The organism is Paenibacillus sp. P36 (assembly GCF_045866505.1).
GTDB lineage: Bacteria > Bacillota > Bacilli > Paenibacillales > NBRC-103111 > Paenibacillus_E > Paenibacillus_E chondroitinus.
Map to the genome: position 1 here is coordinate 7,686,053 of NZ_AP038372.1, position 13,302 is coordinate 7,699,354.

Genomic DNA, 13,302 nt, shown 5'->3' on the forward strand with positions numbered 1-13,302 from the left:
ATTTCACTCCTTATAAGATTATCTTAAACCCAAAACTGTTATTAAGAATCCTTGAAGCGGTTTAACTAATTTTCATTATTTACAAACTAAGATAATTTATAACCCCCTCTGTTTTTATAGAAATAGAAACGACACAAAGCGACTTCCTTCTTCTATTATACAAAAATTTGGAAATAATCAGGAAGTTCAATTAAGTCTAAATTTCGAAATATTCTTTATTAAGAACAATGATATAGTAATTATCTAGTAAGTTAATAGGTTTCAGTTCTACCTTTAGGCATAAATTTTTGCTGCAATCTAGATATTATACTTTTGACTATTCCCATTAAATATTTAAACTCGTCACTTTTATGAAATAGGAGTATGTAAATGAAGTTAGGCAGGAGCAAACATGTAAGCCCCTTCATCACTAGCGTAATTATCGTATTTGCAACAAAAAAATGAGATGCGTAGTACGTGATTAGGCAAGTGCCAACTCCAACTCCTGCATAGTAAAAATAATGAAGGAAATATCCAATTAGTGGTTTTTGGAATACTTTCTTATATACAAAGTATGGTGTCGTCCAGAAAGGAACAATCATTGCACTTATTAACGTACCGATAAATACACCAGCAATCCCAATGGATTGAACCAAAATTATAGAGAATACAAGATTGACTGCAGCTTGAAACAATGGAACATACCTGTCCTCATGAAATATTCCCGCTGTTGTCTTCACTGTTGTGATTGAGTTTCTCATTCCTCTTTCATAGAAGGTAACCACTAATACAACTAATATCAATTTATCCATAAGAAACTCTGGGCCGATCCATAAGGTTATAAATGGTTCCAGAGTTACAAATAGAATAATTGCAAACATGGAATATAACCAGAAATTAAGAAACATCGTAACCTTATATACAGAATATACTTTCTCTTTGCTTTCTTTAGCCACTAAATTACCTACACTATGATAAATATTATTAAATATTTGATTAATAAAAGTTCTGCAAATTTCAATAAGCATGTAATAATTGGAGTATAACCCAACAGCCGCCACACTTACATAATAAGAAATAATAATATTATCAGTACCAAATACCAGGTAGGAACCAATGTTTTGCAAGATAATTGCCTTTATATTTTTGATCAGCTTACTCTTGGTCAAAGCATCGATGTTCTTTGCTATTTTCTCCTTTAAGAACGGGAATAACTTATTAGCAATTATCGATAAAATAACATTGTTTATGATTGTTATAATACTATCAATAATTAAATATAATAAAAAGTTTTTAGTCGCATAAAGAATACCAATTTTCAAACACATGGATAGAATGGATGATATTGAAAACAATCCTGTCACAATATATCCTTTTTGGTTCACATTCAGGAAAGAATTTTTATGTTGAAACAAATAAGGTGTAACCGTATTCACTAAAAAAACGAGATAGATCAGATGAATATGCTCAACCTTTGTATCTTTTACAAAATATGAAAGGAAAGGCATTATAGATAGCCCTAACATTAAGACAATTAATGCTATGGCTAGATACGCCTTTTTATATAATTTCATAAACATTATGATCTTTTCTTTATCATTATCCGCGACAGGCTTGTATAGATTATAAATAATGCTAGAACCAATTCCAGCCTCAGCTAACGAAAGCATTGCTAAGATGTTTGTAAATAGCCCGTTAATGCCTAAGTATTCCACCCCAAGCGTATGAATAAAAACCGTTCGGGAAAAAAAGCTCAAGAACGTAATAATAAGCTGATTACCTAGTCCAAAAGAAATATTGATAATAGAATTTTTTGTTCTCATACTACAAATCCCATCTCGTTCATTAATTCTTGATACATTTTATCCTTATTATTAGCGGAAATCTTTCCTTTAATCGTATAACTATGATCATACGTATGACTTTTTTCTATTAAATGGTTAGTTTTATTTAAATACTCCTGAACTGTAGCAACTACTTTTGCAGGGTTTCCAACGGCAACGCTATCAGATGGTATCGATTTAGTTACAATACTCCCTGCACCTACAATAGAATTCTTACCGATTGTAACTCCAGGCATAATGAGCGCTCTTGCACCAATAAATACATTATCTTCAATTGTAATGCTTCCTAACTTCGTATAATTAGTAATACTTTTAGTGCTAGCATCATGCGTGAGCAGGTAGGCTTGAGGAGCTATAGTCACATTGTTTCCTATTTTAATTAACCAACAGTGAGAGTAATCAAAGATTACTCCAGGTTGAATGGAACAATTTTCTCCTATTTTCATTCCCATTTTTATATAATCCTCTAACCAAATCTCCTCTAGAATATACTTTTTAAGCCTGGCCCGAACGAAGTTAAATATTCTATTCATCATCTTAATCACACTACCTTGTAGCTTATTTGGGAGTTCATCATTCTAATACAAAATCCTTGAGTAAAAGGAAGTATATTAAACAACATCGAATATACACCTATATCTTTCGTATCTCCTTGAGAGAAATCAACTGCCCCATTCCTTCTTGTAACCTTCATCAAATAGTTGGTAGCTTTCTTCGCGCTGACTAAACATTCTTCAGATATTTCTGTGATCTGAGAAGCATTGAGCATGAACCATCCTAATGTAGCTGTTGTTGAGGAGTCTGGTCTACTCTCTCCCCTAGTTACAGTCCAATTCCAATTACCTTGATCTTGTTGAAATTGAATAGCAGCTTTTGCGAATCTTTTGACACTTGTTTCTAAAACACCTTTATACACATGTTCTTGGGGTAGTTCATTCCAAGCATCTATGAGACCTATGGCAAACCAACCGAGGCCTCTTCCCCACCCAAACAATCCAAGAGGTACTTTGCTATTTATTTGGTAGGCATGGCTTGGAATATAATATCCTTCAAGCATACCGTGTTCTTCATAGGTTCTTATTTGTTTTACAGCCAACTCTATACATTCTTCATGACCATATCGAATACCGTATGCAACCAGAAAAGGGCAAATAAATCCGATAGTATCCACATACCTATAATCCTTCATGAATTTTCGATAGGTAACAGAGCCCTCTTCACCAATATGCTCTCGAATTAATTCCCATGTAGAGTCGAGCGCAGCCTTATAGCGATCTATGTCGACAAAATCTAACTTCATAACAGCGTAAGCAAGTATAGCCGCATCTACATGCTTTGGTCTATTTATCCAATCACCTTGTTGATTGAATTTTGAATCCAAGAACCTAATGATTCCTTGTTTAATTTCTTTATCCGGATTATTCTTTACATACCCAGCCAATCCTAATAATAGAGAGGCTTCTTGCCAATATTGAATGGCATTTTTGGTATAGTTCCCTTGTAGCATATCGATGGCAACTAATCTTGTCTGATCTGTCACTTTTATCTTGGGAGTCGATTGTAACCATTTTATTCCTACATTAGTTATGGACTTATTCCATACCTGTTTTTCTTGAAATCTTCCGATATGAATTCGACTTAACCAATCCATAAAAATAGGAATTATATCAATTAATATAACGATTCCAACTATCCCTAAGAATAAAAGTCCTATTATTTGAAGAATCATTGTTTTCTGTCCCTTCCAATCAATTAAACAGCGCATAAAGCTTATGGATTTCATCCTCAGTGCCTAAATGTTCATTAGATAAATTAAATTTAAATTGATGTCTCAAGTCCTCATTATCAATCAATGTTTTAATTCCCTCACTTATAGATTCAGCGGTCATATCTACAATGATCCCATTTTCAAGATTACTAATTTGATCTTTAGCCGTGTTAAAATTAGTTACAACAATCGGCTTCTGTAGAATCTTGGCTTCATCGATGGCAATTGATTTCCCTTCAAATCGGGATGTTTGAACATAAATATCCGCTTCTTTTATGTAAGGATAAGGATTTTCCTTAATGCCTAAGAGTATGAAAATTCCTTCCAACCCCTGCTCTTTTATCATTATTTCGAGCTTAATTCTTTCCTCTCCCTCGCCAATGATATACCATTTCACAGAATATCCGGCCTGGACAAGCATTTTGCACGAATCAATTGCAAGCTCGAAGCCCTTTTGGTAATTTAATCTTCCAACAGATACTAATTTAATCTCGGTATCATTCATAGCTATCTGTTCGTTTGATAATTTATGAATAGCAGTTGGAGATACAATATTATGCATCACATCTACTTTGTGGCTGTGCATCGGAAACCTTCTTTTCAGAATGTTGCCACATTCTTCTGATACGGTAACCAAATGATTCAACTTATCGAAATAAGGCTGATCCAGAGTAGGATCCATGCCTAATTTGTCATAATCATTATGAATAAAGCCAATTCTATTATCAGCGTTGACTTTATCTATACAAAAATAAATCGGATTTTTTTCAAGGTATCCGATAGCAACTTCATATTTCATATTTATATCTTTTAATGATTTCGATATGTATTTCCAGACTCGCTGTTCACATCGAATCTTATTTTTTTCACTCTTATAAATGGCACCAGCTAGGATTCTATAAAGAGCAACATCCAATTTTCCATTTTTAATGCAGTCTAATACTGCCGTTTTAATAGGCATATCATAATACTTATATTCTGATGGTTCTTCTAACAGGTTCACTTGCTTTGGAATGTTATTCAGAAAGAGCCCTTCATGTTTAAGTAAAAATAGATCGACATCGTATTTCGAGTAGTCTATGGTCTCCAATAATGAAATGAGTGCTTTTTCGGCCCCACCACACCATAAATTGTTCATTACAAAAAGCACCTTTTTTTTCATAACATCACCTATTTATGATATCGTATAATTTTTCGATTTCTTCTTCTGTACCCAATTGCAAATTCGCAAGATTAGTGGTTAGTCTTTTTCTAAGATGACTATCCTTAATTAACTTTTCAATCCCGTCTGCCATTGCAATAGCATCCATATCTACAATTAATCCATCGATTTCATCATTTACTTGATCCTTAGCTGTGCTGAAATTTGTAACAATAATTGGTTTGTTCAATATTTTGGCTTCATCAATAGCTATAGACTTCCCTTCAAACCTTGATGTTTGTGCATAAATATCAGCTTGCTTGATATAAGGATAAGGATTTGACTTTAAGCCTAGTAGCTTAAAATTGTTCTCGAGATGGTTTTCTTCGATTAGCTTCATAAGCCTTTCCTTTTCTTCACCATCCCCAATGATATTCCATTGTATCTTGTAACCACGATCTACCAATAACTTGCAAGACTCAACTGCCAAATCAAAGTTCTTTTGATAATGTAATCGGCCAATGGAAAGAATGATTATTTCGTCTCCTTGCTTTTCATATACATCTAGGGCATCTGGTGTTGCCATTTTATTAATGATTGATGGAGATACTATATTGTATATAACTTCTACTTTATTCTTTTGTTTAGGAAAGCGCTTCTCAAGAATATGAGCACATTCTTCCGAGACGGTAACAATATGATCCAACTTTTCAAAATAATCATTATCGAACCGCGAATCCATTCCTAGCTGATCATAGTCAATATGAACCCAACCTATTTTTCGATCCGCGGCGACCACTTTATCCACACAAAAGTATGTAGAGGTTTTTTCTAGGAACCCAATAGCAGCATAATACTTATCTTGTAAGTGCTCTAACGATTTTGAAATATGTTTCCAGCTATATTGTTCTTTTTTTGCTATATTTCCCGGGAATCTATTCTTTATAGAGAACATCAATCTATTAAAGGCTAACCCACCATTGCCTCTAAGCAAAAATCCCTTGACTGAGTGCAACAAAGGTAATGAAAATAAATGATAGGTTTCCGGTAACGGTAAAAGGCGTACCTCACTCGGAATAAACTCCATAAATATCCCTTCGTGAGATAATAGAAACAAATCTACCTCATAGACCTTGAAGTCAATTCTGTTTAGTAGAGTGACCAAACTTTTTTCCCCGCCACCTGCGCTTAGACTAGGCATAACAAAGAGTAATTTTTTTTTCATTGTATACCTCATTTTATTGAACTAGTTGGTCTAAATACTCAACAGCTTTATAGGACATTTGTTTGATACGAGGAATAGACACTTGCAAAGTCTCTCTGATTGTTTCTTCTTCTCTAACCATCTCATCGAATTTAGAAATTAAACGTAGGCTATTCGATATTTCTTCGATGCCTAAGACCAACTTTTCTTCTCCAAAAATATCCTTGGCTATGCCCTTGGACTTCACGCTGTATCCTAGAACCATCGTTGGTACAAAGTTAGAATAAGCTGCTATTGTTGCATGTGTTCTAGCTCCAATAAAAAATCTCATTCTTGATATATAACCCTTGTACTGAATGGCATTTAGATGACTCGGCAATAAAATCACCCGGCCTGTATGCCGAAACTCCTCATAGTACTTCTGAAGAATTTCATGATCATTATTTCCATTTTCAATTACATGAGGAGTAAGAGCTATGGTCATATCAGTTGTTTTTAGGATATGGGTAATGAGGTCTTTGACTGCCGTTTGAGATTTTTCATTTTTCTTCCACACCAAAGGACTAAAGTTAAGACCGACAGTGTTTCCAGATTGCCACCCACTAGGCAGATCCAGCTCTTCCTTCTCCATTGTGAAAGCGGCGTCTGCACATAATTTGACGTTATTCAAACCCTTGCTTTTTAACATCTGATACGTCAACGTTTCTCTAGCAAGAATGAGATCAAACAACTTTAAGTCTTCTAATTTCCGGTCTGACATATCTTCATGACCTATCGAACATCCCCATAGGACTAGCTTTTTGCCTTGTGCTTTTACTCTTTTGTTAATTTCATACCAGCCAGGTTGTTCACCATAACAATAATTATCCCCACCAATGGAAAGGCAAATATCCATTTGAGGAATATGCTTAACGATGTTATTGTGTATTTTTCCAAGTGCATACGATTCATTGTTAAAAAGCTTTACGTTAACTGATGAGAGAAGCCAGTCATACGAATATCTCTTAATAGCACGAGGTGATCCGTCATAAATCCCATCTATTTTGGAAATGATACGATCCGTCTCCGGTTTCCCCGAGGCTAAAAATACTTTGGCTCCTTTCATTTTCTCTTTAATAATAGTAGTTGAAGCGCGAACAATTGCCTCACAACCTCTATTCAAACTGCCATCATGAGCAAACATCATAATCTTCATGTTCTGATCTCCTTAACTCGATTTATTTCTTATTCGGCTGTAAGTCGTGGCGCAGTATAATCCTATGGTTGATTTCCTTCGAATCATATTCACGACAAATTTTTCATACCTACTTAAAGTCCCATAGACTTCATTGTAGTAAAATGGTAAGGCTTCTCTTACATAAGGGTTATTTATCATATCACTCACATAGCCAAGTCTTTTGCTGAAATTTAACTCTTTTGATGCATTTAGATATACATAAACATAAGACATTACACTATGAATTAATTTGATCGATTTTAGTTGCTTATGCCTTAATGGATTCACAACTCTCAAAAGCGCTTCTGGCATGGCGAGTGTGTATACTTCCAATGCTCTTTTGAAATAGTCCTTTTCCAAAATGTTTCTAGTCGCACTTCCCGCCACTTCACGGTAATGATAGCCTGTATAATCAATATACATTGCACTGCCTGCACGGCTAAAAAATTGCAAATTAAACATGCCATCCTCACCTAATGCAACTTTCTCCGGAAACTTTGCTTGGAAGTCAATGATTGCTTGGCGTTTATAAAGCTTGTTCCATGCTGTATTTAATTGATCAGACTGTAAGAAGAAAGGTACTATGTTCTGCTCAATGTATTCCCTTGAAAGCATGGTATTGGTTGGAAAAGGATACCTTGTTGTAACCTTCCGCCCTTCAATCTCGCTTTCAAAATTCGAAATAACGACGTCATAGTCACCTTCATGAGCTGATTTAAACAATGTCGCATACATGTCCTCTTCAATATCATCATCTGCATCAACAAATCCGATATATTCACCAGCAGCTTCCTCTAGCCCCTTATTTCGAGCCATACTTACTCCTTTGTTCTCTTGATGAAACAATTTTATCCTGGAATCGTGCTTCGCATAGCTTTCAATAATTTTCCCGCTTTGATCTCTGGATCCATCATTAACAAAAATAAACTCACACTCTTGTAATGACTGACTAAAAAGAGAATCCAAGCAAGATTTTAAATAGTTTTCAGCATTGTAAACAGGTATGATTACACTTACTTTAATATTCATGTCTACATCACCCCATACAGCTTTTCTAATTCGTACGTGTTACTGTAGTCTTGATTCGTAATATGGTTAATTAATTTGTTTCTTAGCTCATATTTTTTGTAGAGCCGCTCTATTCCAGCTGCTATTCCTTCTATATTAAGATCACAGATAACCCCATCAATACCATCCTCGACCTGACTCTTCGCGGTAGCATAATTCGTAATCAAGATAGGCTTACCTAAAATTTTCGCTTCCGTTACGGTGACTGCCTTTCCTTCATACCTGGATGGCTGGACATACAGATCACAAGCTTTTATGTACGGGTAAGGATTTGTTTTCTTGCCTAATAGGAAAAATTGGTCCTCTAATCCATTATTTTCAATTAACTCCCTTATCGCTGCCTCGTCCCCGCCGTAGCCAACAACGTACCATGCAATATCCTTGTAGCCTCTATCTTTTAAAAGCTTTAAAGCCTTAACAGCATTATCAATCCCTTTGGCATGTGATAGTCTAGCTACGGTCATTAATTTAAATCTTTGGTCATTCATCATAGGTTCAGCTGATTCTTTATCAGCCATAACTTTAATAAAGTCTGGAGAGGTAATGTTTTCTATAACGATTACCTTATTTTCTAATTCCCCATATTTGGATAAAAACGACTCTTTACATGCATCCGAGACTGCTACAATGTGATCAAATTCTCTCCACATTTCCAGATCCATCTGTACGTTTGTTTCTACATTGGAGTAATCGGTATGAATCCAGGCTATCTTCTTCTTTGCCTTAATCTTATGGGCTATAAAATAATGAGGCCATAAATAACTGATTGCCACGTCATATTCTTTCTCAACTTGAGGTAAATAGGGCAGCGCGTATTTCCACATCAATTGCATTTGATAATATCCCGGCTCAGCCACCCGCCTGATTCGTCTAAACATTTCCGCGTGTAATTTGGATAAGACTCTTGATATGCCAATCGTGTAATGCTTATCTTGAAAGGTCTCTCCAATTGACTTTCTAAAAGTGGTGTACTGCGGGACTTCACTTAATAAATTAGTTTTATCATTAATTAAATTCATAAACTCACCTTGATGTTTGTAGAGCATTAAATCAATCTCATGCGAGTTATAGTCAAACTGATCAAGCATGCTGACCAGACTTCTCTCTACTCCCCCTACTTCCATATCGAAGGATGCAATTAATATATTCTTCATTGGATCCTCCTGAGAGCTTCCCTCATTCTTGCGATATTGTTGCCACCAATTACTTTGGCCAGCATCCATTTCATCTGACCTTTAAACCGTGCTTTAGGCGGCAACCAGCTTTTATAAAAATGATGCATGGCATAAGTGTTATTGGACATAAATGTTCTGCAGTTAATGTAATCATAGGGGGAAAAATACGTTTGGGGATAAAAAGTCCCAACCTCGCTTATCTCTTGATAGAGGCCATTGGGCTTAACTCCCCAGTCTCCTAACATCCTCGTTATCAAGGCAACGTTGGTTAATGAATCAAAGGAGCCATCTTCCCGAATGAAGTTCTTATCCTGATAGGAATTCATAAAAACTTTGATCAGCTTATTTTCTTTCGCAGCCCCGATCGTACTCGTTGCAATAAAATTCTCCTGCTCAAATCCCCAGAATGACTCATGATGCAGTAGGTCGTCAAAGGATTTGAACACTTCAACATCCGTGTCTAAGTAGATGCCGCCGAAGTGATATAGTGCAAACACCCTCGCATAGTCGCTAACGAATGCAAATTTACCTGCTTCATAAGCTTGTTTCACATAGACATTTCTGTTGACATCAAAGTTGCTTTCATTCCACTCTATGAATTGATAGTCAGTTAAATGGTTATGCCAACTGGCTATGCACTTTTTAACGATTTCTGGCCGCTCGTTTTTGCCAAACCAGCAATAATGGATAATCTTTGGAATCCTGTTGCTTTTATTATTCAAGGACATTGCCCCCTAGATCATATAAATATTCCAGAGCTTACTACTGGGATCTCATTCGTTCTTTATAGTGAACTATTACGCGTGAATAATTAAAGCCTTAAAGAAGTGAAATGTTTACTGACATGTCTTTCATATCAATTGTAGTTCTTAATAAAGAACATGTCAATGATCCGGATTATTAATTTTAGATTTACGTCGCAGCCGTCGTTTGCAAGTCTGTCAATTGATTCCGTAGAAATTTTGCGAACAGCCCATTTTTTTCTTCCGCTAATTTGTTAAATCCGCCACTTTGAACGATTATCCCTTGATCCATGACAATAACTTGATTAGCATTTCGTATTGTTGACAATCGATGAGCGATGACAATAATGGTCAGCTTGCCTTGAAGCCGATCCAGCGCCTCTTGAATCTTCGTCTCATTCTCTGTGTCTAACGAACTGGTCGCCTCATCCAAAATTAGGATGGAAGGTTTGCGTAATATGGCTCGCGCTAAAACAAGTCGTTGTCTTTCTCCACCGGACAATCGGATGCCTCTGTCTCCAATGAGTGTATCCAGCCCTTGAGGAAGCTTCCTGACAAATTCAGCCGATGCGGCGAACTCTAAGGCATCCCAGAGCTGCTCTTCTGTGGCATCCGGAGCGATCATTAGCAGGTTTTCACGTATATTTCCATTAAAAAGGAACGGATCCTGGGGGACATAACTGATCGATTTTCTCAAAGATAATAAATTCGTTCCTGTAAGAGGAACTCCATCCACAAGGACCTGCCCTTTCTCGGGCTGCAGCAATCCCATCAGGATATCAATTAAAGTACTTTTGCCTGCGCCGGATCTACCAACGACTGCTGTCATTTGATTGGCGTAAATTCGCAAGTTAATATCTTGGAGTGAACGAACCTCTTCATTGCGATTATATCGAAAAGACACATCACGGCATTCGAGGTAATCCTCAATATGAAGTGGTTTCACATAATTAAAGTCACGGTTCTCTTCTTTAACTTCCCTGGATGCTCGACATTCATTTTGTAATGCCTTCAAGGATTTAAAAGCAGGAATTGCCGTGGCGATTTGTTCGAGATTCGTCTGAACACCTTGAAATCGAGGCCAAAGTCTAAAAAACACGAGGATAATTAACATCAGCTGCTGTCCTTGTGTATGGAAGAGCATAACGGAAGCGTAAATAAAAACAGCAATGATTAGAGAGGACGAAACCTTGTAGTACAGCTGGGAATTCGCACTAATTTTAGCAGCTGCGAATCGTTCCCGGGCGAATTGTTGACACCAATCTATCATCCAGTTACGGCGTGACTCCTCTAGCATATTGCTTTTAATGTCCTTGATTCCATTGAAGTGATCCGTGATTCCGCCAATATAACTTCTCCCGATCTCCAAAGACTGATTTCCAATCTTGTTTGCTTTTTTAATAAATGTGCGAGAAAAGAACGCTACAACTAGTCCGCAGCATAGGACAAAGACGGTCAATTTGACGGATAACCATAAGGCAATCCCTACTTGAATCAAAGTAAATATAATCGATGTCAAGAACTGCATAAAAACATAGGATCCCGTTGTTACATGCCCCAACTCTCCAGTCAACGAGTTAATAAGATCTGATTTTCTTTTTTTAATGAAAAAATCCCAGTTCGCTTGAAGTAAGGCGTTGTATGTCTCTAATCTGACGTGATTAATAAATCCGGTGTGGATTTTGATATCTCTAAGGTTGAGATTCCGCTGAATCAAACTTTGACCTGTTATCAGTGCAATATACGCACCTACGATGATGATCAGCGAGACTGACTTAGGTAGCTCATTCAGTAATTTAATGATGCCTAGATGGGAGCTCCATCCCGTATTTATGTCCATGATACCGCTGATGCCGAGCAATGGGAGCAATAAAAAGATCCCCATGCCGTCAAGGAAACTGATAAGCATCATAGCCAGAAGGTTCACATATAAAATTTTACCCGCGTAGCCATGCAACTGTTTGATAAAATATAAGAGATGTTCCATTACACTTCTCCCTGTGACAAGTTACGCTTCCATGTTTTTCTCCATGCCCACAAGACAGGACGTAAAGGGAAGTAGAGGAACTGCAATGGCTTAGGTAAAGGCAGTGTCTCGGCATCTTCCGGGTATGGATAAAAGAAACTCATGACGAAAAGGATCTTATGTGGAGTCGGCATCAGTGAAAATAAATGACGTTTATGATAATTAGCCACATGCTCCGGTAAAGGAGGCGTATGAAGATTAATCATTTGCCCAATATAGAATAGGGCGTCATTTGCTAATTGTTTAGCATTCTTGGATGCAGTAATTGATTCCAGATCCATGGTTAACGGAGTATGAAGAAGCTGTTTAGCCAAAATAAGCGCTTGTGCACCAATGTGGAGCAGTCTGAATTCCTTCAACAGTTTGTAAAGCTTAGGGAAGTCCAAGTTTTGCCTGGAAATCCGATCGATATCGGCCAACCAACGAAGACGGGACCATCCATGGCGAGCCCCATGTGCAGCAAGAAATAGAAATAAATCCTCTCTCCCTAAGTAATAGACAGGATTACTCGTAATCGTACTTATCCGTTTCCGTTCCCACAATTCATCGAAAGCAGGCTCTTTCCCAGGACCTGGGCCTAATCTCCAATGCACCTCGAGGGTAACTCTCGTTATTTCGTGGATATAGGTGACATGATGATGTCTCCATTTCCAATCATTCAGTATCGTCTTGTATTCCTCTTCTTTCACGTAGCCGTATCCTTTGAGCAATTCCTCTGCTTTGTTCAAATCATGTATGGGAATCAGGATGTCTAAGTCGCGTGATGTTCGAAGGGATACATCGCCATAAAGATCAGCTGCAAGTACGGGTCCCTTCAAGACGATAGCGCGGATATCCGTTTCGGAGAACTGCTTACAAAGTTCTTCCATCTGTGCGCTCAAGCGCAGCATATTGAAGGTGTTACTTTCAAAGTCTTTTTTCAGAGCTTGCTTGACTTTCAGTGGAATCCCCACTTCATCTGTTTTCCTGAGATGGTTAAAAAGAATGGAGTAAACCCGATGATGTCTTCCGAGTGCCAAGAATTTATCCCAATCGATATTCGTTATTTCTATCTGATCCTCTCTCATGATGGATAGCAATAAATTCAATTCATCAGAAAAAGGCGCCGAATCCAAGCGAACATTATTGTCCATCATTT

General features: G+C 37.1%; 11 protein-coding genes. All 11 read right to left on the reverse strand.

Annotated elements, in window-relative coordinates; translation table 11 throughout:
• Positions 1-251 precede the first annotated feature (251 nt).
• Positions 252-1,802 carry a lipopolysaccharide biosynthesis protein gene (locus ACKTT9_RS33780; RefSeq protein WP_407869434.1) on the reverse strand — a complete coding sequence of 517 codons (1,551 nt, stop codon included), beginning with the start codon at positions 1,800-1,802 and terminating at the stop codon, positions 252-254.
• Positions 1,799-2,359 carry an acyltransferase gene (locus ACKTT9_RS33785; protein WP_407869435.1) on the reverse strand — a complete coding sequence of 187 codons (561 nt, stop codon included), beginning with the start codon at positions 2,357-2,359 and terminating at the stop codon, positions 1,799-1,801. Before ACKTT9_RS33785 ends, ACKTT9_RS33780 begins: the two co-directional genes overlap by 4 nt.
• 5 nt (positions 2,360-2,364) lie before the next feature.
• On the reverse strand, positions 2,365-3,552 hold the full coding sequence (locus tag ACKTT9_RS33790) for a glycoside hydrolase family 88 protein (protein ID WP_407869436.1): 1,188 nt from the start codon (positions 3,550-3,552) through the stop codon (positions 2,365-2,367).
• Between the two features lie 19 nt (positions 3,553-3,571).
• Positions 3,572-4,753, reverse strand: coding sequence for a glycosyltransferase (locus ACKTT9_RS33795; protein ID WP_407869437.1), 1,182 nt, complete (start codon positions 4,751-4,753; stop codon positions 3,572-3,574).
• 4 nt (positions 4,754-4,757) lie between these two features.
• Positions 4,758-5,957 carry a glycosyltransferase gene (locus ACKTT9_RS33800; RefSeq protein ID WP_407869438.1) on the reverse strand — a complete coding sequence of 400 codons (1,200 nt, stop codon included), beginning with the start codon at positions 5,955-5,957 and terminating at the stop codon, positions 4,758-4,760.
• Positions 5,958-5,970: 13 nt separating this feature from the next.
• Positions 5,971-7,131 carry a polysaccharide pyruvyl transferase family protein gene (locus ACKTT9_RS33805; RefSeq protein WP_407869439.1) on the reverse strand — a complete coding sequence of 387 codons (1,161 nt, stop codon included), beginning with the start codon at positions 7,129-7,131 and terminating at the stop codon, positions 5,971-5,973.
• A 12-nt stretch (positions 7,132-7,143) separates the two neighbouring features.
• Positions 7,144-8,181 (reverse strand): glycosyltransferase, encoded by a 1,038-nt coding sequence (locus ACKTT9_RS33810; protein ID WP_407869440.1) that lies wholly within the window; start codon positions 8,179-8,181, stop codon positions 7,144-7,146.
• 2 nt (positions 8,182-8,183) lie between these two features.
• A complete protein-coding gene (locus ACKTT9_RS33815) occupies positions 8,184-9,374 on the reverse strand; it encodes a glycosyltransferase (RefSeq protein WP_407869441.1) in 1,191 nt (396 codons plus the stop codon).
• Complete coding sequence (locus tag ACKTT9_RS33820; RefSeq protein WP_407869442.1) at positions 9,371-10,117, reverse strand: glycosyltransferase family 32 protein; 747 nt, start codon at positions 10,115-10,117, stop codon at positions 9,371-9,373. Before ACKTT9_RS33820 ends, ACKTT9_RS33815 begins: the two co-directional genes overlap by 4 nt.
• 190 nt (positions 10,118-10,307) lie before the next feature.
• Complete coding sequence (locus tag ACKTT9_RS33825; protein WP_407869443.1) at positions 10,308-12,125, reverse strand: ABC transporter ATP-binding protein; 1,818 nt, start codon at positions 12,123-12,125, stop codon at positions 10,308-10,310.
• Positions 12,125-13,297: a nucleotidyltransferase family protein gene (locus ACKTT9_RS33830; RefSeq protein WP_407873169.1), complete on the reverse strand. Its 1,173-nt coding sequence runs from the start codon at positions 13,295-13,297 to the stop codon at positions 12,125-12,127. Before ACKTT9_RS33830 ends, ACKTT9_RS33825 begins: the two co-directional genes overlap by 1 nt.
• Positions 13,298-13,302: the final 5 nt, after the last annotated feature.

Bases quoted from the DNA above. Each gene is read 5' to 3' on its own strand.
- ACKTT9_RS33800 (WP_407869438.1), bottom strand. From the start codon at position 5,957: ATGAAAAAAAAATTACTCTTTGTTATGCCTAGTCTAAGCGCAGGTGGC.
- ACKTT9_RS33830 (WP_407873169.1), bottom strand. From the start codon at position 13,297: ATGGACAATAATGTTCGCTTGGATTCGGCGCCTTTTTCTGATGAATTG.
- ACKTT9_RS33790 (WP_407869436.1), bottom strand. From the start codon at position 3,552: ATGATTCTTCAAATAATAGGACTTTTATTCTTAGGGATAGTTGGAATC.
- ACKTT9_RS33785 (WP_407869435.1), bottom strand. From the start codon at position 2,359: ATGATGAATAGAATATTTAACTTCGTTCGGGCCAGGCTTAAAAAGTAT.
- ACKTT9_RS33815 (WP_407869441.1), bottom strand. From the start codon at position 9,374: ATGAAGAATATATTAATTGCATCCTTCGATATGGAAGTAGGGGGAGTA.
- ACKTT9_RS33780 (WP_407869434.1), bottom strand. From the start codon at position 1,802: ATGAGAACAAAAAATTCTATTATCAATATTTCTTTTGGACTAGGTAAT.
- ACKTT9_RS33795 (WP_407869437.1), bottom strand. From the start codon at position 4,753: ATGAAAAAAAAGGTGCTTTTTGTAATGAACAATTTATGGTGTGGTGGG.
- ACKTT9_RS33825 (WP_407869443.1), bottom strand. From the start codon at position 12,125: ATGGAACATCTCTTATATTTTATCAAACAGTTGCATGGCTACGCGGGT.
- ACKTT9_RS33805 (WP_407869439.1), bottom strand. From the start codon at position 7,131: ATGAAGATTATGATGTTTGCTCATGATGGCAGTTTGAATAGAGGTTGT.
- ACKTT9_RS33810 (WP_407869440.1), bottom strand. From the start codon at position 8,181: ATGAATATTAAAGTAAGTGTAATCATACCTGTTTACAATGCTGAAAAC.